The following is a 21,463-nucleotide window of genomic DNA, read 5'->3' on the forward strand; positions in this document are numbered from 1 at the left end:
CTGCGTGCCCTGCGGGGCGGCGGCACTGATTGCGGTCCCCTGTCGGCTCGGTGAGCCGGAGCGACCGCGTTCCCACGACGGCAAAGCCCGTGCCGCCTGGTTGGGGGCCGCTGCGCCTCCGGTGCCAGCGTGAGCCTCACAGCGGGTCCGTTGCCGCGGTTCGGCGCAACCCACGCGCTGTTCCGCGTGGTCGTGCGGCGCCCTCGGGGCGGACCCGTGCGGACCTGTGCGGACCCGCTCGAACGGGGGGCGCCAGCAGGCCTGCCGTGCCCACGCCCTCCGCACCCGCGCCACGCCGCCGCGCCCTTCCTGGCTGGCCCCGCGTGAATCGCCCAGCGTCCGTTACTCGGCCTGATGGAGCGTCATGTCCACTGCTCACGTCCCCGGCTTCGGCCCTTTCGGTAGGCCCCGCCCTCCGCACTGTCTTCACCGTCCCGACGATCGTCGGCGGGCCGCGCCACCGGTGCCCTTCCCGTGCGCCGACACGAGGGCGGTGCGGCGGACCGTCACCCGCCGCATGCACGCCGACATGGCCGCAGGCCGGGTCGGCCGGCCCTGTACGCGCAGGTCACCGAGGGGCACGAGTGCGGCGGGGAGGGTGTCATGAGCGTGTACCCGAGCCAGGGACCGTACAGCGGCGGCACCCAAGTGGTCGTTGTCGGCCGCAACTTCCTGGGCGCGACCGCGGTGTTCTTCGGCGGCCGGGCGGCCCTGGCGTTCACCGTCCTGGACGATCGGACCATCGTCGCGGTGACGCCCGCGGGCAGCAGCACCGTGCAGGTCGCCGTCACCACACCCGGCGGCACCGCCCCGGTGGGTGCCTTCTCCTACCTGCGTTGGCCGGTGCTGTCCGGCCTCGTTCCCACCACCGGCCCGCTCGCCGGGGGCAGGACCGTGACCCTGACCGGGACTGGCCTCAGCACGGTGAGCAGCGTCCACTTCGGCAACGCGGCAGAGTTCCCCACCGCCCTGTCCGACCAGCAGCTGCTCGTTACCCCTCCCCCCGCGGCGGTGCCCGGCACCGTGGCCGTGTACGCGATCGCGACCGGCGGCGTCAGCAACCGGCTGGCGTACACGTACGCGGCCAGTCCGCAGGTCTCCTCGGTCACTCCCGCCGACGGGCCGGTCGCCGGCGCGACGACGATCGTCATTCGGGGCACCGGGCTGGGTGCGGCCACCGGCGTCACCGTCGGAGGGATCGCCGCCCCCTCCTTCCGCTCGAACTCCGACGCGCTGATCCTCGCTGTGACGCCACCAGGTGTGGCCGGGCCCGCCACGGTCGCGGTCACCACTCCCGGCGGCACCGCCGTGCTGCCGGACGCCTTCTCCTACCTGGCGGCCTCGGTCACGGCGCTGGCCTCCGAGCCCGATCCGTCCGTCTCCGGTCAGCCGGTCGTGTTCACCGCGACCGTGACGGCGAACCCGCTCACCGCGGGCACGCCGAGCGGGACCGTCACCGTCGACTTCGGCGACGGGACACCGTCGGTGACGGCGCCGCTGGTGGAGGGCACGGCCACGGTCACGCATGGCTACGCCGACCCGTCGGGCAGCCCGTACGCCGTCACCGCCGCCTACAGCGGCGACGACCTGTGCTACCCATCGTCCGACACGGTGACCCATACGGTGCAGCCGGCGGCGACGACGGTCACCGTCGCACCGACGCCCGACCCGTCCGCGGCCGGCGAGCCCGTCACCTTCGTGGCGAGGGTCGTCCCGGTGGCGCCGGGCGCCGGCACGGTCACCGGCACCGTGACGTTCGACTTCGGCGACGGCACCGCCCCGGTGACCATCGCGGTGTCCGGGGCGGTCGCCTCCGCGACGCACGCCTTCGCCGGTACCGCCGGCAGCCCGTACACCGTCACCGCCGCCTACAGCGGCGACACCGGCTTCGCCTCCTCCACGGGGACGGCCGCCCAGAGTGTGGCGCCGACCGACAGCACCACGCTGGTGAGCCTTACGCCCGCGCCCTCCGCCACGGGCGAGCCGGTGACCGTGACCGCCGCGGTGGCCGCGGCGGCGCCGGGGGACGGCACACCGACGGGCACGGTGACCTTCGACTTCGGCGACGGCACCGCTGTGGTGACCGCGCCGCTCACCGCCGGTGTCGCCTCCGCGACGCACGCCTTCGCCGGTACCGCCGGCAGCCCCTTCACGGTCAGCGCGGTCTACGGCGGCGACGCCGACATCGCGCCTTCCATGGGCACGGGCAGGCAGACCGTCCAGGCCGCCGCGACCACCACCGCGCTGACCGCCGCGCCCGACCCGGCGGTCGTCGGCGAGCAGGTCACCTTCACCGCGAGCGTGACCACGACCCCGCCGGGCACCGGAACCCCATCGGGCTCCGTCACCTTCGACTTCGGCGACGGCACCCCACCCGTCACCGCCACGCTCTCCGGCGGCGGCGTCGCCACCACGACGCACACGTACGGCAGCACCGCCGACAGCCCGTTCACCGTCACCGCGACCTACGACGGTTCCCCCGACTACACCACCTCTCAGGACACCGGCGGTCAGACCGTCCAGCCCGCCGCCACCACGACCGCCCTGACCGCCGCGCCCGACCCGGCAGCCGTCGGCGAGCAGGTCACCTTCACCGCGAGCGTGACCACGACCCCGCCGGGCACCGGAACCCCATCGGGCTCCGTCACCTTCGACTTCGGCGACGGCACCCCACCCGTCACCGCCACGCTCACCGACCGTGTCGCCACCACCACGCACGCCTTCACCCAGGCGGCCGCCACGTACCCCGTCACGGCCACCTACAACGGCTCCCCCGACTACACGACCTCCCAGGACAACGGCGGTCAGGCCGTCCAGCCCGCCGCGACCACCACCACGGTCGACGCCGCACCCGACCCGGCGGTCGTCGGCCAGACAACGACGTTCGTCGCGCGGGTCATCCCGCAGGCGCCGGCGTCCGGTTCGCCCTCCGGCACGGTGACGTTCGGCTTCAGCGACGGGACCGGCCCGCTCACGGCACCCGTGGTCGGCGGCACCGCGATTGTGACCCGTACGAGTCCCGGCGTCTCGGACAGCCCGATCACGGTGACCGCGGCCTACAGCGGCGGCTCCGACTTCACGGCCTCCACGGGCTCGGGCACCGTTGCGGTCGCCCAGGCGGTGACGACCACGGAGGTGAGCGCCGCTCCGGATCCGTCGGTGACCGACGAGGCGGTCACCTTCACCGCGACCGTGGCCGCGCTCCCGCCCGCGAGCGGCACCCCCACCGGCACCGTGACGTTCGACTTCGGCGACGGCACCACGCCGGTCAGCGCCGCTCTCGCCGGCGGCACCGCGACGACCGTGCACACGTACACCAGCGCGGCGGTCGTCCCGTACAGCGTGAGCGTGACGTACGGCGGGGACACCGACTTCACCGCCTCCACCTGCGCGGCCACGCACACGGTCGAGCCGGCCGGGACCACGACCGCCGTCACCGCCTCCCCGGCCCCGTCGGTGACGGGCGAGCCGGTGACCGTCACGGTCGTGCCGGCCGGCGCGGGGAGCACCGTCCCGACCGGCACGGTGACCGTCGATTTCGGCGACGGCACCTCCGCCGCCACCGTCCTGCTGGTGGCGGGCACGGCGACGGTCGTCCACGCGTACACCGACACGGCCGGGAGCCCGTACACCCTCACCGCTGACTACAGCGGCGACACCGACTTCGCCCCGTCGCAGGGCACCGCCGTCCAGACCGTCACCGCCGCGGCCACCACGACCTCGGTCGCCGCGACCGCGGAACCCTCTGCGACGGGCCAGACCGTGACCCTGTTCGCGCGGGTGGCCGCCGTCCCGCCGGGCAGCGGCGCTCCCGGCGGGACGGTGACCTTCGACTTCGGCGACGGCACCACGCCCGCCACAGCCGCCCTGACCGGCGGCACAGCGAGCGTCACCCACGCCTATGCCGGCACCGAGGGCAGCCCGTACACCCTCACCGCCGCCTATGCCGGGGACACCGACTTCGCCCCCTCCACCGGAACCGGCACCCATGCGGTGGCCGCCTCCGTGTCCGCCACCGCGACCACGGTCACCGCCGCGCCGGAGCCGTCCACCAGCGGCCAGGAGGTCACCTTCACCGCCTCGGTGGCCGCCGTCCCGCCGGCCTCCGGCACCCCCACCGGGTCGGTGACCTTCGACTTCGGCGACGGGAGCACGCCCGTGGCCGCCACGCTGAGCAGCGGCACGGCCGGCGTCACCCACACGTACGCCACTGCGGCCGGGAGCCCGTACACCGTGACCACGGTGTACGGCGGCGACGCCGACTTCGCCGGTTCCACCGGCATCGAGACCCACGGCGTCTCGCCGGCCGTCTCGACGACGGCTCTGGTCACCGCCCCGGCCGCCGCTGCGCCGGGCCAGTCCGTCACCTTCACCGCGACCGTCACGGGCGGCGGGGACACGCCGACCGGCACGGTGACGTTCGACTTCGGCGACGGCACACCCGTGGTGACCGTGCCCGTCACCGGCGGTGCCGCCACCACCGTGCACGCCTACGCCCACAGCGCCGGCAGCCCGTACGCAGTCACCGCCGCGTACAGCGGCGACGCGGGCGTCACCGGTTCCACGGCCACCGGTACGCAGACCGTGACCGCGGCGGCGTCGTCCACCGCGATCGCCGCGTCGCCCGGACCGTCCGTCGTCGGGCAGGAGTTCGTGTTCATCGCCACGGTGGGAGTGCTGCCGCCCGCGTCGGTGACGCCGACCGGCACGGTGACGTTCGACTTCGGCGACGGCACGCCCGCGGTGACGGTGCCCGTGTCCGGCGGCGTGGCCGTCGGCACCCACGCGTACACCGACACGACGGGCAGCCCGTACACCATCAGCGCCGCCTACAGTGGCGACGGCGACGTCGCCGCATCCAGCGGCGCGATCGGCCAGGCCGTCGGCCCGGCCGGGACGACGACGAGAGCTGTCGGCTCGCCGGCCTCGTCCGTCGTCGGCGAGCCGGTGACCATCACCGCGACCGTCACACCGGTCGCGCCGGGCAGCTACACCCCGACCGGCACCGTGACGTTCGACTTCGGCGACGGCACCGCGCCGCTGACCGCTCCCCTCGTGGGCGGCGCCGCGACGGTCGCTCCCCCCTACGCCGCCGCGAGCGGGAGCCCGTACGTCGTCACCGCCGAATACGGCGGGAGTACCCAGTACACCGGCTCGCTCGGTACGGCCACCCAGACCGTCGGGCAAGCGGGGACGACCACGACGGTGTCCCCCACGCCGGATCCGTCCGTGGCCGGGCAGCCGGTGACCGTCACCGCGACGGTGGCCCCCGCCGGGCCTGGCGCGGGCACTCCGACAGGCACCGTCACCTTCGATTTCGGCGACGGCAGCCCACCGGTACCGGCGCCACTCGGCGGGGGCACCGCCACCGCCGAGCACACCTACGACGGCCAGGCGGTCAACGACTGGACCATCGGCGCGGCCTACAGCGGCGACGGCGACTTCGCCGCCTCGTCGGGCACCGCCACGCAGACGGTACGCCGGGCCATGACCGCGCTGGCCGTCGCGTCATCCGCCGGTCCTTCCGTGACCGGGCAGCCGGTGACCTTCACCGCCACGGCGGCAGCCCTGGCGCCGGGCGACGGCACCCCCACGGGCACGGTGACGTTCGACTTCGGCGACGGCACCGGCCCGGTCACGGCGCCTCTCATCGGCAGGACAGCCGCGGCCACCCACACGTACACCGACGCCGAGGTGTCGGGCACCCCGTACTCCGTCACCGCGGCCTACGGCGGGGACACCGGTTTCCGGCCCTCGGACGGCGCCCTCACCCAGACGGTGGCCCGGGCCGGCACGGTCACGGCCGTGACCACGTCGCCGGACCCGTCCGTCGCCGGCGGGCCGGTGACCGTCACTGCGACGATTACCCCCGCCGCACCGGGCGCGGGCAGTCCGACCGGCACCGTCACCTTCGACTTCGGCGACGGCACTCCCGCGGTGACGGTGCCCATGGCCGACGGCACGGCCGTAGGCACCCACGCCTACCTGGAGACGGGGGGCAGTCCGTACACCGTCACCGCGGCCTACGGCGGGGACACCGACTTCGCCCCCTCCACCGGAACCGACACACACACCACGGGCCAGGCCGCCACGACCACCGCGCTGAGCGAGCTGCCGGACCCCTCGGTCGCCGGGCAGCCGGTGACGTTCACCGCCGTGGTGTCGGCCGCGGCGCCGAACACGGGCCTGCCCACTGGCAGCGTGACGTTCGACTTCGGGGACGGCAGTGCACCCGTGGCTGTGCCGTCGGCCGGCGGCACAGCCACGGTCCAGCACACGTACTCCGCCCAGACCGGCAGCCCTTACACGGTCACCGCCGCCTATGACGGGGACGAAGACTTCGCCGCTTCGGTGGCCACGGCGACGCACACCCTGCTGCGGGCCCCGACCGAGGTGACCATCACACCCTCGGACCAGCCTTCCGTGGCCAGGGAGGCGGTGGCCTTCACCGCCGCGGTGGCCGTGATCGCGCCGGGCGACGGCACCCCCACGGGCACGGTGACGTTCGACTTCGGTGACGGCACCCCCGCGGTGACCGTGCCCGTGTCCGGCGGCACGGCCCTCGGCACGCACACCTACACCCACGCGGCCGGCACCCCGTACGCCGTCACCGCCACCTACAACGGGGACACCGGTTTCCGGCCGTCCACCGGCGTGCTCGCCCAGATCGTGGGCCGGGCCGGAACGGCCACGAGCGTGACCACGTCGCCGGACCCCTCCGTCGCCGGCCAGTCGGTGACCCTCACCTCGACGGTGGCCGCGATCGCACCAGGCGCTGGCACCCCGACCGGCACGGTGACGTTCGACTTCGGCGACGGCACCCCCGCGGTGACCGCCGCCCTGAGCGGTGGAACCGCCACCGCAACCCACCCGTACGCCGGGACCACGGGCAGCCCGTACCCGATCACCGCCACCTACGACGGGGACACCGACTTCGCACCCTCCACCGGAACCGCCGCCCACACCACGGGCCAGGCCGCCACGACCACCACCGTGACGACCTCCCCAGATCCCTCCACGCCGGAACAGCAGGTGACCGTCATCGCACGGGTCGGCCCCGTCGCACCGGGCGCCGGCACGCCGGCGGGCAGCGTCACCTTCGACTTCGGCGACGCGACGCCGCCCGTGAGCGCGCCACTGTCCGGTGGCGTCGCCACCGCCACCCACACCTTCGCCGACGTTTCCGGCAGTCCCTACGACGTAACCGCCGCCTACACCGGCGACACCGACTTCACGGCCTCGTCCGACACCGGCACGCAGACCATCACCGCCGACGCGGTCGCCACCACGACCACGGTGAGCTCCGCGCCGAACCCTTCGGTGACAGGCCAGACGGTGAGCTTCACCGCCACCGTGTCCGCGACGGCCGCGGGAGCGGGGGTGCCCACGGGCGGCGTGACGTTCGACTTCGGCGACGGCACGCCTCCCGTGACCGCCACCGTGAACGGCGCGGTCGCCACCGCCCACCACACGTACACCGGCCCGGCCGACAGGACGTTCCCCGTCACCGCCGCCTTCAGCGGCGACGCCACGTTCAGTTCCTCCACGGGCACCACGGTCCAGACCGTCGACAAGGCGCCGGCCACCGCGACCGTGACCACCTCGCCGGACCCGTCCGTGGCCGGCCAACCCGTGACGATCACCGCCACGGTGACGCCCGCCGGTGCCGGCGCGGGAGTGCCGACCGGCACGGTGACGTTCGGCTTCGGAGACGGCACGCCGTCCGCGTCCGCGCCGCTCACGAACGGCGTGGCCCGACTCACCCATACGTACACGCACACGGCGGGCAGCCCGTACCCGGTGGTCGCCTCCTACAACGGTGACGGCGACTTCACCCCGGTCGGCGCCGCAACGACCCAGACAGTGACCGCGGCACTCGCGACGGTGGCCCTGGCCTCGTCACCCGATCCGTCGGTGGTGGGCCAACCGGTCACCTTCACCGCGACCGTCGCCCCCGTCGGTCCGGGCGCGGGAACCCCCACCGGCACCGTCACCTTCACCTTCGGCGACGGCACCGCACCCGTGACCGTCACACTGACCGGCGGCATCGCAACCGCCCAGCACGCATACGGCGCTACGGGGCCGTACACGGTGGCCGCCGCCTACAGCGGGGACGCCGACTTTGCCGCCGCGTCCGATACGGACGCCCAGACCGTCAGCCGGGCCACGACGACCACGGCTCTCACCTCGTCCCCGGACCCGTCCGTGGTGGGCCAACCGGTCACCTTCACCGCCACCGTCGCCCCCGTCGCGCCGGGCGCCGGAACCCCCACCGGCACCCTCACCTTCACCTTCGGCGACGGCACCGCGACCACCTCGACACCCCTCGTCAACGGGGTCGCCACCACGCAGCACACCTACAGCGCGGCCGGGCCGTACACCGTCACCGCCGCCTACGGCAACGACAGCAACTTCCGTTCCTCCAGCGGCACCGACACACAGACCGTCAACCAGACCACGACCACCACGGCTCTCACCTCGTCCCCGGACCCGTCCGTGGTGGGCCAACCGGTCACCTTCACCGCCACCGTCGCCCCCGTCGCGCCGGGCGCCGGAACCCCCACCGGCACCCTCACCTTCACCTTCGGCGACGGCACCGCGACCGCCTCGGCACCCCTGGTCAACGGGGTCGCCACCCTCACCCATACGTACGGGACGCGCTCCGGCAGCCCCTTCACCGTCACCGCCGCCTACAACGGCTCCCCCGACCACGCACCCTCCACCGGCACCGACACCCAAACGGTCAACCGGGCCACGACCACCACCACCATCGCCACCACGCCGGACCCCTCGGTGATCGGCCAGCCCGTCACCTTCACCGCCACCGTCGCCCCCGTCGCGCCGGGCGCCGGAACCCCCACCGGCACCCTCACCTTCACCTTCGGCGACGGCACCGCGACCACCTCGACACCCCTCGTCAACGGGGTCGCCACCCTCACCCATACGTACGGGACGCGCTCCGGCAGCCCCTTCACCGTCACCGCCGCCTACAACGGCTCCCCCGACCACGCACCCTCCACCGGCACCGACACCCAGACCCTCAACCGGGCCACGACGACGACGGCGCTCACCTCGTCCCCGAACCCGTGTGTGGTGGGCCAACCCGTCACCCTCATCGCGACCGTGGCCCCGGCGGCACCCGCCACGGGAACCCCCACGGGCACAGTCACCTTCACGTGGGGCGACGGGACCGCCAGTGCTTCGGCTCCACTCGTCAACGGGGTCGCCACGCTCGCCCATACGTATGCGACGCGCTCCGGCAGCCCCTTCACCGTCACCGCGGCGTACGGCGGCGACACCAGCTACACGACCTCCAGCGGAACCGGCACACAAACGGTCAACCAGGCCACGACCACCACGACGGTGACCTCCACACCGGACCCGTCGGGGATCGGGCAGCAGGTGACCGTCACCGCCGCGGTGGCCGCCGCGGCCCCGGCGTCCGGCACGCCGACCGGCACCGTGACGTTCAGCTTCGGGAACGGCACCGCACCCGTCACCGCCGCGCTGGCGAACGGGGTGGCCACGGCCACGACCACGTACAGCGGCACGACAGGCAGCCCGTTCTCGATCACGGCCGCCTACGGCGGCGACACGGGCTACGCACCCTCCACCGGCACCGACACCCAGACCGTCAGCGGCGCGGCGACCACCACCTCGGTGACCACGTCCCCCAATCCCTCACGGCCGGGAAACAAAATCACCACCACCACCACGGTGGCCGTGGTCCCCCCGGCCACCGGCACCCCCACCGGCTACGTCACGCTCACCCTCGCCGACCGCGAGACCCAGGTCCTGCCCCTGAAAGACGGCATCGCCACCACTACCTTCACCTCCGTCAACCCTGGCACCTACCCTGTCACCGCGACCTACTCCGGTACCGGCACCTTCGCACCCTCCACGGGAACGACCACCCAGATCGTCAACCAGCCGTCCTGAGCCTGAGCCGACCTCGATACGACGCAGGCCGGCGGGTCCCCGGACCCGCCGGCCTGCTGGGGTGGTGTGCCGTCAGGACGCGCTGAAGGCGGAGCTGATGGCCCGGCCCTGCATGCGCAGCGCGCCCTTCAGGGCGTCGGACCCACAGAGGGCCGGATCGGGGGTGCGCCACCGGCCGCGGCCGGTGGCGGCTCCGTGGCAGGAACCGTGGTGCCGGTCGGCGCGGCGCTGCGTGCCGGGGCGGTGCAGTCGGCCGGCACCCGCGAATAGCCACCCACAGCACTGCAGAACGTGAGCCGGGTGACGGGGTCCTCGGAGCACCATGGCCTTGCTTCCGATGTGCCGGTTAAGAGGTCATCTTCCATCACCGTGGCGGCCACGACGTCCGCGCTGCGCACGCTGCGGTTGGCCAGCCATGTGGACAGCCGGCTCCATCCACGGCGACGGATGGCCTGCGGGGTCTGATAGCTGGTCAGAAGCACCAGCGCACCCATGTACTTCGGCATGGGCGTGTCGGCGCAGTATCTGGAGGCTGCCGTGACGGTGGCGGCCGTCGCGCGTGCGTACGGGTCCCTGGAAGTGTTCGTGAACATGTCGCAGCTGACTGTCTCCGAAATGGACCTCACCAGCACCTCCGAGTCCGTGCAGCAGCGGCAGCAGTGGCTGGTGGAGCAGGTCCTTGGCTGGTCGGGCCTGCCCGTCGTCCAGGTCAGGCCCACCGCGTTCATGGAGAACCCGCTGTTCCGTGTGGGCTTCTCCTCGATCGCGAAGTACGGAAGCATCAGGCTGCCCTTCGGCCGGGCGAAAACCTCCCCCGTGGCGGCCGGGGACGTCGCCGCGGTCGTGGAGGAGATCCTGGCCGATCCTGCCCCGCACGTCGGCCGGATCTATGAGCTGACCGGCCCGCGCTCGGAGGAGATCGCCGCCATGGCGGCGGAGGTCGCCGCAGCCCTGGGCCATCAGGTCGGTTACACCGACGGTCCCCTGCAGGAATGGATCGACGACGTTCTCAGACCGCTGGGGCTGCCCGGCCATGTCTTCCAGCACATCTCCACCATGGCTCGCCTTCACGCGGAGAATCGGTACGACCGCAAGGCGGATGGGGTCGAGCAGGTCACCGGGCGACCCCCTTCGGGAGTGGCCGCCTACGTCCGCGAGAACCCCGGCCTGTTCAACCCCTGAAGCCGGCTCCTCGTCGTTCGTGCCGTCGTGCACGGGGACGGCCGCGAACGCGGGCCGCGGGACGTCGGTCGATGCCCTGGGCCAAGACCCACACGTACCAGTGCGCTGGAGAAGAATCATGAACCGTCGTGTCGTCTGCCCCCGCCGGGAACGTCCCGCTTCGCGGGCCGTTCCCGAAAGCCAGAGCAAAACCCCCGTAGACACCGCCGCCGGGATTGACGAAACAGATAGGGGCACCCCCCGCATAACCAAGGCAGCAGATGAAGGATGTGAGGGGGGATCAGCGGGAGGAGAGGGAGCGAAGTGCTCCCCAGGCGGTCAACAGAGCCACCACGAACACGGTGATGTTGCCGATGCTGTGGGGATATTCACCTCGGGTGACATGCACGACCGCGCCGCCGGCCATGATGCAGGCGAGGCCGACCGCCGCGGCCGGGGTGAGTACCGGGGCGATGTTCGTGGCGCGGGGAAGGATCAGTCCCACCGCACCAAGTACCTCCAGTGCTCCGATCGCTTTGATCGTTTCGGGACGGAAGTCCACGACCCACGGCATGAGCGGGACCATGGCGTCCGGGGACATGACCAGCTTCATCCCGCCGGCGGCGGTGAACAGTAGGGCGAGGAGGGCCTGGGCGACCCACAGGGCGACGGGCACGGCACACTCATTCCATAAGTGAAGGGACTCCTGCGGTTTGTTGTGGCGCTCAAGCTACCAGAAACCGCAGCACCACCTTCACTTGTAGGATCCAGGCCATGGGATCCGAGCAGAGCCGAAGGCTGCGCAGGGACGCCGAGGTCAACCGGCAACGCATCATGGCGGCTGCCCGCACCGTGTTCGCCGAGCGCGGGCTGAGTGCGCCCCTGGAGGACGTCGCGCGACAGGCCGAAGTCAACATCGCCACGCTCTACCGGCGTTTCCCCGAGCGAGAAGCCCTGATCGAGGCGGTGCTGAGCGACCGCATGACCGATCTGGCCCGCCTCGCCGAGGAGGCGATGCTCACCCCCGACCCCTGGGAAGGCTTCAAGGGCTTCGTCGAGCGCATCTGCGCCATGCAGGCCGCCGACCGCGCCGTCACCGAGGCATTTACCGCCTGCTTCCCCGACTCACCAGCCATGGAAGAGCCACGTTCCCGCGCCATAGAAGCCCTTGACGCCCTGATCCGCCGAGCACAGCAACAACACCGCCTGCGCCCCGAGATCACCAGCAGCGACGTCATCCTGTTCCTGATGGCCAACACCGGCGTACTGTCCTCCACCCGCCACGCCGCCCCCGGTGCCTGGCAGCGCCTGGTCGCCCTGCTGCTCGACTCCTGCCGCCCCGACGGGCCCACGTCGCCGCTGCCGCCCGTTCCCGGCCCCGAGGAACTTCACGACGCGATGCTCGCAGCACGGCCGCGTCGCTGATCGAAGTCCGTACGGCCCAGGCGCCAAGCACCCCACACCGCGCGCACCCACACCACCGACCGGCCCCTGGACCCCACGACCGACCTCGGCACCCTGCCCACAGCCACCTCGAATGGCCGTTCACCCAATGCGCCAGCTGCATCAGCCTCCACCACGAGCAGCGCCGGCCACTGGCCGGCATCGGCCTCACCGCTGAACGCGCCCGCGGCCTGGCTCCACCTCCGAAGCGCGTTCCTCGACCCCGGCTTCCGATACTCGAGCCGGAGGCCTCCACGGGCGCCCCGGCATGCTGAAGGGCCTGCGATGCCGCTTCGGCGCCGGCACACCGCCCTGCTCGACCGGCTGAACACCGGGTGGGCGCGCCGGCCGAGCACGGATCCAAGCCCGGTGAGTTCCGGGTAGCCGGCGGTGGTGTCCGCGCCGGACCGGGCCCTGCGTTTCTTCGCGGCCGGCTTCCTGGCCATGTTCTTCTTCGCGGCTGTCTTCCTGCGGGGGCGCAGCTCATGGACGGTCGCGTCGTCACCGCGTGATTCCGCCAGCAGAGCGATGGCGATGGCGATGGCGATGGCTGCGAATCGTCCGACCTCGCCCGCACCGCTGGTGCGGGTCGGTGACTGGGCACGGACCTGGGCGGTGGAGAAGGTCTTCGGCGTCGAACCGATTTTGCTCAACGACGACCGCCTCGCCCGGGTCCTTACTGACTTCGGCTCGTTGGGGTGAATCTGCGCGAATCCCCTGAAGGGCCTGGAGCGGTGGCTGTATCCCGTGGTGGGCGAGGTATGCGGATGGGGGCGGGCTGACCGCCGCGGGACGTCGGCGCCGGGAGACGGTGCGTATGCAGGCAGCCGAGCTGTTCGAGCAGAGGATCAAGCCGCCGGAGGCCGCGCGGCGGCTGCGGGTGAGCCTGAAATCGGCCTACCGGTGGCACCAACGGTGGCGGGAGGGCGGTGTTCAGGCTCTGGCCTCCCATGGTCCGAGCGGATCACGGTGTCGCCTGTCCCCGCGCTGCCTGGAGAAGCCGGCCGCGTATCTCCAGCAGGGGCCGGCCGCGCACGGCTGGGTGGAGGACCAGGTGTGGATCGCTGCGCGGGTGGCCACGCTGATCGGCAGGAAGTTCCACGTCTCCTACAGCGTCTCGGGTGCCACCTGGCTGATGCACCGGCTCGGGTTCTCCCCGCAGGTCCCCGCCCGGCGGGTCGCCGAGCGCGACGAGCAGGCCGTCACCGTGTGGAAGGAGGCGACCTGGACGGAGGTAAAAGGGCGAGGGCGGCCTGCGGGGGCTGCATCTGCTTCGAGGACGAGGCAGGCTTCACCCGCCGGCCGCCCCGGGGCCGGACCTGGGGCCGACGCGGCCGCACCCCGGTCGTGACGGTGAGCGGACGGCGCTCGGGACGCCTGTCGGTGGCCGGGCTGATCACGATGCGGCCCGGCTCACGGACCCGGCTCTGCCACCGCCTGTGCACCCACCCCTCGGGCAAGGGCAAGCGCCGCAGCATGAGCGAACGCGACTTCATCGCTCTGCTCGACGGCACCCACCAGCTCATCAAGGCACCGATCGTGCTGGTCTGGGACCGGCTCAACACCCATCTCTCCCGCACGATGCGCGAGCTGATCGACGCACGGGAATGGCTGACGGTGTTCCTGCTGCCCGCCTACTCGCCCGACCTGAACCCGGTCGAGGGCGTGTGGGCCCACGTCAAGCGCAGCCTGGCCAACCTCGCCGTCGTCGCCCTGGACAGGCTCGAAGTCCTCGTACGCAACCGGCTCAAACGCCTTCAGTAGCGGCCAGACACCCTCGACGGCTTCACAGCCGGCACCGACCTGGCCCTCGACCACCCCAGCCTCACCCTGACGAGCTGAAGCCAGTAACGCGATCGCCCCGCACCTGGAGCAGATCGCGGGCACGGTCGGCGCTCGGGCGATCGCCGAGTCCGGGGTCGACGTGTCCAGGCCGCACGGGGACATGACCAGCATGTCCGCGCACAGCGCCTATCAACGCTCGACGTACGGCTTGATCGGGGTCTTTTAGGTGTTCGAGCGGGCAGGGGCCTGGCATCCGGTCAGACGGTGCTGGGCAAGGGGGACAACTTGTTCAATACGGCGCGCGTGGCGGCGATGCGCTGAGCAGTGCGCAGGGTGGCGTAGCCGAGGAGGCCGCCCAAGGTGTTGGCGATCAGATCGTTGATGTCGACGGCGCGTCCGTTGCCGAGGGCGATGTACTGAAGCAGTTGTGCGAGCTCGATGCCGAGGCTGGCGAGGGCGCAGATCGCGACGGTGCGGCCACGGGTGAGGCGGTGAGAAAGCAGGGGCAGGAGGAAGCCGAGCGGGACGAACATGATGACGTTGGGCATCATGGAGAGGTCGGCCGTGAGCAGCGGGATCGGTTGGATCTGGCTGATCCAGGGGGCAGCGTTGCGGTATTCGCCTCCGTAGATCCACAGGGGGAAGAACGTGATGGAGGCGACCGCTGTCGCGTAGAGCGCGGTAAGGGCTCGGAGTACCAGTGGGCCGCCGCGCCACCCGGGGACGTTGGCTCGTCGGCGTACGAGGGCGAGGAGGGCGAAGATCGCGAGTGCCGGGCCGAGAACGGCAGCGGTGGGGATCTGGGTCTGGAAGTTCACGTCATCCTCCTGCGGCGGGCTTGTGCGGATCGTCTTGGACGATGGTGTCCGTGCGGGGTGGCGTTGTGGATCTGTCGAAGGACGGAAACCAGGCGGGGCTTCTACGACTTTCGGCAGAGGGGTCTGGGGTGGCCGGGCCCATAGGCTGCGGGTATGCATTCCTTGCTCTTCGGGCCCCGTTCCTTCTGGGTGCGTGGCGTGCTGGTCTGTCTCGGCGTGGCCGCCGTGGGGGCCCTCCTGGCGCTGGCTCTGGCGGTCGACTACTGCAGCGGTGTTTATGTGTCCGCTCTCGCGCCGCAGGTACGCCTCTCGGCTGCGGCGCCGTTCCTGGTGGTGCCGGGCTGGGTGCTGCGACGGTCGCGAGTGGGGCCGTGGGTGTTGGCAGCGGCTGGCGGGATCGCGGGCATCGTGTCCCTTGGATGCAGTGCGTGGATGCACGTCGCGGCGGAACAGCAGGGATCGTCGGCCGGGCGGGCCGACGCCTACACCCTGTTCGAGATCAGCGCTCTCATCGTGGTTCTGGTCCCCACCGTCCGGTATGGCGCTGCCTGGCCGGCTGCCGTGGCGGCCGTCCTGTTGTGCACGGCGGTGGTTCTGCGGCCGGTGGCGGTGGAGGTGAGCGAGAACAGCCTCATCGTGGCCTTGTTCTGCACGTTCGCCGTGTGTGCCGCACTGGTGGGGGCGCTTGTGGCCCGGCTGGTGGCTGTCGAGCGCCGACGTCACGCCGAGCAGGTGCGTCTTGAACAGCGGCTCGCCTTCGCCCGGGATTTGCACGACTTCGTGGCCCACCATGTGACAGGCATCGTCGTGCAGGCGCAAGGGGCCCTGGTAGTCGCGGCATCCAGGCCGGAGATGACCGCGTCGGCGCTGGAGCACATCGAACGGGCTGCTGCGGAGGCTCTCAGAGCTCTGCGGCACATGGTGAGCGGGCTGCGTACGGAGGCCGAGCTCGTACCGGCAGGCGACGTGGAGCAGATGCGTGCTCTCGTGAAAAATTTCGCCCTGCCCGGCGGTGGGCGGGCTCGTTTCGTGCAGGAGGGGCCTGTGGGCAGCCTGCCCGCGGCGACCATGGTGGCCGTGCACCGGGTCGTCATGGAGTCACTGACCAATGTGCGCAAGCACGCACCGGATTCCCGGAAGGTGTCCGTGACGCTCCGTGCCTTTTCGGGGACCGCCGAACTCGACATCGTCAACGACCAGCCCGGCCCGGGCGGGGACACGGCGGGGTACGGTCTCATCGGGCTCGAAGAACGCGTCACAGCCGAGGGCGGCACCTTCCAAGCGGGCCCCGACAACCAAGGACAATGGCGGGTCAGCGCCCGGATTCCTTTCGGCAGCGTGTGGAGGGACCTTCCATGATCCGGGTACTTCTCGCCGACGACCAGGAGATCGTCCGCACCGGTATGGCTATGATCCTCTCCGCCGAGGACGACATCGACGTCGTCGCCCACGCCCAAGACGGCCTACAAGCACTGGAGATGACCGCGCTGCACCGGCCCGACGTCGTTCTCATGGACATCCGGATGCCGCGCCTGGACGGCCTGGACGCCCTGCGTCAGCTCACCCGGCCCTCCGCCGCGCACCGGCCACAAGTCGTCATGGTGACCACCTTCGACGACGAGGAATACCTGACCCGTGCGGTGGAAACGGGCGCCTGCGGATTCATCCTCAAGGACTCCGGGCCCCGCCTGCTCGCCGAAGCGGTCCGCGCGGCCGCGGCTGGCGATGCCATGGTCAGCCCATCGATCACCGTGCGGCTTCTGAAACGGCTTCATACCTCCCCCTCCCGGCCGGAGCCCGCCACCCGGCTGTCACCGCGCGAGGAGGAAGTCGTCATGCTGTTGGCCGAGGGCATGACCAACGCCGAGATCGCCACAGCCCTGACCATCACCATCGGCACGGTCAAAACACACCTCGCCAACGTCCAGGCCAAACTCACCGCCAGAAACCGCGTAGAGATCGCGGCCTGGGCATGGCGCCATGGACGCATGGGACGCAGCACATGACCCCTGCCAATGGCGCAGGAAACAGACCACGCGGGCTTTGTTGATAATCAGGGATGACCGCAAGCTCGGTCAGCTCCGGCGTGATCGCGGTGCCGCACTTGGAACAGAGGAAGACGGTCATTCGCCGAGGTGGACGGTAGAGTGCCGGGCCGCGAGGTCGCGCATGGCGGCGAGCTTCTGTTCTGCGGTTGCGCGCAGACACGCGGCGGCCTCCCCACCGGCGGCATCGCGCGATAGCCAGGGCGGCCGATGACATCGACGTCCTCGGGAGGAACCTGGAGATCGCCGCCCCTTGTGATCGCGAGGACCGGAACCGTGATCCGGGCGAGCGCCGGCGCCGGGTCGCAGGCGATGAAGTCACGGGTCCAGCGCGCGTTCACACACTGCCCCTGAAGACACATCTCGGCCTCGTCGGAGGCTGTGATCCTCTCCAGATTCCTGCGCTGGGCGCGGCCGAGGTCCGTGCGCAACACCCGCAGGACGAGTTTGACCGGCAGGGGCAGCCTGGTGGCCAATTGCTCGGCCTGCCAGGCGAGAACGTCGCCGCCGGGCCGTGCGGCGGCGGAGAGCAGGACCGCTCCCGCCACCTGTGCGTCGGCGGCGAGTTGTGCCGCGTACCAGGCGCCCTCGCTGTGGCCGACGACCAGGAGAGGAGACCGGCGGTCCGGTCGGCGAGCCAGGTGAGCGCGGCCCGCGCGTCGGCGAGCCCGTCCTCCATCCCGGCACGCAGGAAGTCTCCGTCGCTGTCCCCGACGCCGCGCTTGTCTAGCGGAGTGTGGACACTCGGGCCTTCGCCAATGTGTCCGCGACAGCGCGGGTGATTCCGGTCCTGAGCATCGGCCCACCAGGCAGTCGTGCGTCCGAATCGCGGTTCACCCTGCCGGATCCGGGGATCAACAGGGCGACGGGGTCGGCGGCCGCGGTGAATGTCCCGGCCAGTGAACAGCCGTGGCTGTTGATGACTGCCGTCTCGTCAGTCACGAGTTCTTTTCTCTCTTCCTGTGCGCCGCCGACTTCCGCGTCACTGCGGAGAGCAGCCTCGGTCTGCGCGTGGGCGGAGTCAGTTGGGCAGGGCGTCTTCAACGAGTGCCACGGTCGCGCGGGGATCGGAAACCTGGATCACGAGGCGGGCGTAGCGTTCGTCGGCCAGTTGGATGACCACCGCCTTGGCCGGGTCGCGGACGTCCCAGAAGACCCGTTCGCCGTCGACGTGGAAGGTGCCGGCGGTGACGACGCCCGGGAGATGGGTGCCCGGGGATCGGAGCCCCTTGGGCTCCTTGACGATCCCGGGGTCAGCCGTGGCGCCGCGCACGTGGGCCAGCGGAATGGTCAGGCGGCTCTTGAGCGCCCAGAGTTTGTCCAGCCCCTCGATCTCCACGATCAGGTTGTTGTCGGCGATGCTGATGTGTGCCATGATGCTTCCTTTGCTGTAAGAGTGTCAGGGCTGGCCGAGGCGCTGCGCCAGGCCGGCGCCTGCTCGGATGATGCCCTCGTCGGTCGTGCCGGACCTGGCGCGTGTGCGCAGCCCGATGAGCAGTGCGGTGGCCGCTACGGGTGAGGCGGTGGCGTTCCTGTTGTCGGCGGCGCGTTCCGCGTCGCCGACTGCGCTGTCCAGCGCGGTGAAAGCCTCGCCGACCAGTTGGGCCACCTCGGCATCCACCGGTGCCCGTTCGACCGCGGCCAGCAGGACCAGGTCGAGTGCTGTGCCGGTGACCGCGTCGGCGAGGACGTCGTGCGTCTTTTCCGTGTGGCCGCCCGCTGCCGTGACGCGCTCCACCAGGCCGGCCACCTCATGCTCCAGGGACCACTTCAGCGCGGCCAGGTAGAGCCCGCGTTTGCTGCCGAACGTCTTGTACAGGCTGTTGCGGTGCACACCGAGGTGTGACACCAGGTCGTCCACGGATGTGCCGTCGTAGGTCCGGCTGGCGAACAACTTCGCCGCCGACCGGACTACGTCAGCCTCGTCGAATCCTCTCGGTCGTCCCATGGAATGACCGTACACAGTTCAGGAACGATCAGTCAAGAACGGTCGTTCCTTAACTTTGCTCCGGGTCTCGCGGGACCGGAACGGTTCGGCGGGTGCCGAAGTGATCCGCCCCTACGTTTCGGTCATGAAGATCGTTGAGCCCCTCATCCGGCACCGACCCCTGTGTCTCCATAGAGCCGAGCGTTCTGCACTTCGGCACTCCCGTGGTGCTCCTGACCACCGAGAACCCGGACTCCTCCGTCAACCTCGCGCCGATCTCCTCCGCATGGGCGCTGGGACAGGTGATCGTGCTCGGCCTGGGCCCGGACGGCCAGACCGCGCGCAACCTCACCGCCCGTCCCGAACTCGTGATCAACATCGCCGCCCCCGGTCAGTGGCAGGCCGTGGAGCGTCTGGCCCCGCTCACCGGCCGCCATCCCCCCGACCAAGCACAACGGCTGTCGCTTCGAAAAGGACAAGTTCGGCGCGGCGCGGCTGAGCAGCCGCCCGTCCCACGCGGTCCGCCCGCCACGGGTCGACGGATGCCCCCTCCAGTTGGAGGCACATGCCGAGCGCATCCGGCCGGACGCCTCCGGTGAGTTCCTCATCATCGAGGCCCACGTGCTGAAGGTGCACGCCGACCCCCACATAGTCGTCCCCGGTACCGATCACATCGACCCGGCCACATGGAGCCCGCTCATCTACAACTTCCGGCACTACTTCGGCCTCGGGAGCAATGCTCAAGACCTGTGGATCGGACTCGGGAGGGGCGCCTCGCGGAACGCGGAGGGCGTACCTTCCCGAGTGATCGATTTCTGGTCATCGAGTAGGCTCGCGTTGCAGCGCGGGTCGGGAAGGCACGCCCGTGCTGAGCGTAGTCCACGAGGACGGCACCACCCAGAGCGGCTCTCTGATGGACAGCATCGTCCGTGAGGGTGCCCGTCGGATGCTCGCCGCGGCTCTGGAAGCCGAAGTCAACCAGTACATAGCTGAGTTGGTGGGCGAGCGGGACGAGGCCGGTCGCCGTCTGGTGGTCCGTAACGGCCACCACCGGGAGCGGACGGTGACGACCGCCGCCGGGCCGATTGCGGTGAAGGCACCGCGGGTGAACGACAAGCGGGTCGACGGCGAGACGGGCGAGCGCAAGCGGTTCTCGTCCAAGATCCTCGCCCCCTGGTGCCGGAAGTCCCCGAAGATCAGCGAGGTCCTGCCCCTGCTCTACCTGCACGGGCTGTCCTCCGGCGACTTCGTGCCCGCGATGGAGCAGTTCCTCGGCTCGGCCGCTGGGCTCTCGCCGGCCACGGTGGCCCGGCTGACCAAGCAGTGGAGCGACGGCCACGCCGCCTTCCAGGGCCGGGACCTGTCCGGATCCGACTACGTGTACGTGTGGGCCGACGGCGTCCACCCCAAGGTCCGCCTCGGGCAGGCCCGCTCCTGCGTCCTGGTCCTCATGGGAGTGCGCACCGACGGCAGCAAGGAGCTGATCGCGCTCGCCGAGGGCCTGCGCGAGTCGACCGAGTCCTGGGCCGACCTCCTGCGGGACTGCCGCCGGCGCGGCATGCGCGATCCCGAGCTCGTCGTCGGCGACGGAGCGATGGGTCTGTGGCGGGCCCTGGCCGAGGTGTTCCCGCGGGCCAGACATCAAAGGTGCTGGGTTCACAAAACCCGGAACGTGGTCAACGCCCTGCCGAGATCGGCTCAGCCCGGCGCGAAGAAGGCGCTGCAGGAGATCTGCAACGCCGAGGACCGCGATCACGCCGAGAAGGCGGTGAAGGACTTCGGGCGCGCCTACGGCGCGAAGTGGCCCAAGGCCGTCAAGAAGATCACCGACGACGTCGATGAACTCCTGGCGTTCTACGACTTCCCGGCTCAGCACTGGGTCCACCTGCGCACGACGAATCCGATCGAGTCGACCTTCAGCACGGTGAAGCTGCGGACCAAGGTCACCCGCGGCGCCGGCCTGCCTGCCGCGGCCTGAGCACGGAGCCGGAACCCGGCCCCACCACACCCGACACACCGTCAGGCACTCACACACTCAACAACGTGACAGCGCCCGTACGGCTGCTCCTGCGCCGTATCGCGGGCGAGCCCGTCGTCTCGGAGGCGCTCAGGCCCGATCTCGTGGTGCGGGCCTCCATCGGCGCACCGGTCGGGCCGAGCCTGGGGTGAGCGGGAAGGCGTAACTTTACCTCGCCATCCGCCAATACCGGTCCCGTGAAACCCATGGACAGTGTTGCCCAAACGATTGGCGCAATCGTTTGGGTAGAGCATACTGGCCACCAGGAACGCGTCCGGCTACGGCAACGGGGGGCTTGATGAGATGGTTGGGCAGACGGCGCGAAACA

At 71.2% G+C, this 21,463-nt stretch carries 13 protein-coding genes and 2 pseudogenes; 10 read left to right on the forward strand and 5 right to left on the reverse strand.

The features are described 5' to 3' along the window. Positions 1–603 precede the first annotated feature (603 nt). Positions 604–9,939: an Ig-like domain repeat protein gene (locus ACWCXX_RS30600; protein WP_451132869.1), complete on the forward strand. Its 9,336-nt coding sequence runs from the start codon at positions 604–606 to the stop codon at positions 9,937–9,939. Positions 9,940–10,431: 492 nt separating this feature from the next. Continuing rightward, entirely contained in the window at positions 10,432–11,121 is a 690-nt protein-coding gene (locus ACWCXX_RS30605; RefSeq protein ID WP_451132871.1) for a hydroxylase, read from the forward strand. Positions 11,122–11,401: 280 nt separating this feature from the next. Here the strand turns inward: ACWCXX_RS30605 and ACWCXX_RS30610 are convergent, their stop codons facing one another. Continuing rightward, on the reverse strand, positions 11,402–11,776 hold the full coding sequence (locus ACWCXX_RS30610) for a DoxX family protein (protein WP_451132873.1): 375 nt from the start codon (positions 11,774–11,776) through the stop codon (positions 11,402–11,404). Positions 11,777–11,874: 98 nt separating this feature from the next. Here ACWCXX_RS30610 and ACWCXX_RS30615 point away from each other — a divergent pair, with 98 nt between their 5' ends. The 3 genes and pseudogenes from ACWCXX_RS30615 to ACWCXX_RS30625 all read left to right on the forward strand — a co-directional run. Then, positions 11,875–12,525 (forward strand): TetR/AcrR family transcriptional regulator, encoded by a 651-nt coding sequence (locus ACWCXX_RS30615; RefSeq protein ID WP_451132875.1) that lies wholly within the window; start codon positions 11,875–11,877, stop codon positions 12,523–12,525. Positions 12,526–12,936: 411 nt separating this feature from the next. Continuing rightward, complete coding sequence (locus ACWCXX_RS30620; protein ID WP_451132877.1) at positions 12,937–13,245, forward strand: hypothetical protein; 309 nt, start codon at positions 12,937–12,939, stop codon at positions 13,243–13,245. 40 nt (positions 13,246–13,285) lie between these two features. Then, positions 13,286–14,304, forward strand: a pseudogene (locus tag ACWCXX_RS30625) (IS630 family transposase); the annotation flags it as partial. Between the two features lie 281 nt (positions 14,305–14,585). Here ACWCXX_RS30625 and ACWCXX_RS30630 read toward each other — a convergent pair. After that, positions 14,586–15,146 carry a VanZ family protein gene (locus ACWCXX_RS30630; protein WP_451132879.1) on the reverse strand — a complete coding sequence of 187 codons (561 nt, stop codon included), beginning with the start codon at positions 15,144–15,146 and terminating at the stop codon, positions 14,586–14,588. A gap of 198 nt (positions 15,147–15,344) precedes the next feature. On the opposite strand from ACWCXX_RS30630, the gene ACWCXX_RS30635 reads away from it, so the two are divergent. Together ACWCXX_RS30635 and ACWCXX_RS30640 are read left to right on the forward strand one after the other, a co-directional pair. Further along, positions 15,345–16,505: a sensor histidine kinase gene (locus ACWCXX_RS30635; protein WP_451132881.1), complete on the forward strand. Its 1,161-nt coding sequence runs from the start codon at positions 15,345–15,347 to the stop codon at positions 16,503–16,505. Then, positions 16,502–17,152 (forward strand): response regulator, encoded by a 651-nt coding sequence (locus tag ACWCXX_RS30640; protein WP_451132883.1) that lies wholly within the window; start codon positions 16,502–16,504, stop codon positions 17,150–17,152. Before ACWCXX_RS30635 ends, ACWCXX_RS30640 begins: the two co-directional genes overlap by 4 nt. Positions 17,153–17,199: 47 nt before the next feature. Here the strand turns inward: ACWCXX_RS30640 and ACWCXX_RS30645 are convergent, their stop codons facing one another. From ACWCXX_RS30645 to ACWCXX_RS30655, 3 genes are all read right to left on the reverse strand, one after another. After that, positions 17,200–17,997, reverse strand: a complete 798-nt coding sequence (locus tag ACWCXX_RS30645) for an alpha/beta fold hydrolase (protein WP_451132885.1) — start codon at positions 17,995–17,997, stop codon at positions 17,200–17,202. Between the two features lie 215 nt (positions 17,998–18,212). Beyond that, positions 18,213–18,566 carry a hypothetical protein gene (locus ACWCXX_RS30650; protein WP_451132887.1) on the reverse strand — a complete coding sequence of 118 codons (354 nt, stop codon included), beginning with the start codon at positions 18,564–18,566 and terminating at the stop codon, positions 18,213–18,215. 24 nt (positions 18,567–18,590) lie between these two features. Next, on the reverse strand, positions 18,591–19,139 hold the full coding sequence (locus ACWCXX_RS30655; RefSeq protein WP_451132889.1) for a TetR/AcrR family transcriptional regulator: 549 nt from the start codon (positions 19,137–19,139) through the stop codon (positions 18,591–18,593). A gap of 134 nt (positions 19,140–19,273) precedes the next feature. Here ACWCXX_RS30655 and ACWCXX_RS30660 point away from each other — a divergent pair, with 134 nt between their 5' ends. The 3 genes and pseudogenes from ACWCXX_RS30660 (at position 19,274) to ACWCXX_RS30670 (ending at position 21,287) form a co-directional block, all read left to right on the forward strand. Continuing rightward, positions 19,274–19,717: a flavin reductase gene (locus ACWCXX_RS30660; protein WP_451132891.1), complete on the forward strand. Its 444-nt coding sequence runs from the start codon at positions 19,274–19,276 to the stop codon at positions 19,715–19,717. Between the two features lie 266 nt (positions 19,718–19,983). Then, a pseudogene (locus ACWCXX_RS30665) lies at positions 19,984–21,090 on the forward strand (IS256 family transposase); the annotation flags it as partial. 71 nt (positions 21,091–21,161) lie between these two features. Further along, entirely contained in the window at positions 21,162–21,287 is a 126-nt protein-coding gene (locus ACWCXX_RS30670) for a hypothetical protein (RefSeq protein ID WP_451132893.1), read from the forward strand. Positions 21,288–21,463 lie beyond the last annotated feature (176 nt).

It is taken from the genome of Streptomyces sp. NPDC001732 (genome assembly GCF_053596315.1).

Coding starts and splice junctions, on each gene's coding strand:
- ACWCXX_RS30600 (WP_451132869.1), top strand. CDS start 604: ATGAGCGTGTACCCGAGCCAGGGACCGTACAGCGGCGGCACCCAAGTG.
- ACWCXX_RS30605 (WP_451132871.1), top strand. CDS start 10,432: ATGTACTTCGGCATGGGCGTGTCGGCGCAGTATCTGGAGGCTGCCGTG.
- ACWCXX_RS30615 (WP_451132875.1), top strand. CDS start 11,875: ATGGGATCCGAGCAGAGCCGAAGGCTGCGCAGGGACGCCGAGGTCAAC.
- ACWCXX_RS30640 (WP_451132883.1), top strand. CDS start 16,502: ATGATCCGGGTACTTCTCGCCGACGACCAGGAGATCGTCCGCACCGGT.
- ACWCXX_RS30650 (WP_451132887.1), bottom strand. CDS start 18,566: ATGGCACACATCAGCATCGCCGACAACAACCTGATCGTGGAGATCGAG.
- ACWCXX_RS30655 (WP_451132889.1), bottom strand. CDS start 19,139: ATGGGACGACCGAGAGGATTCGACGAGGCTGACGTAGTCCGGTCGGCG.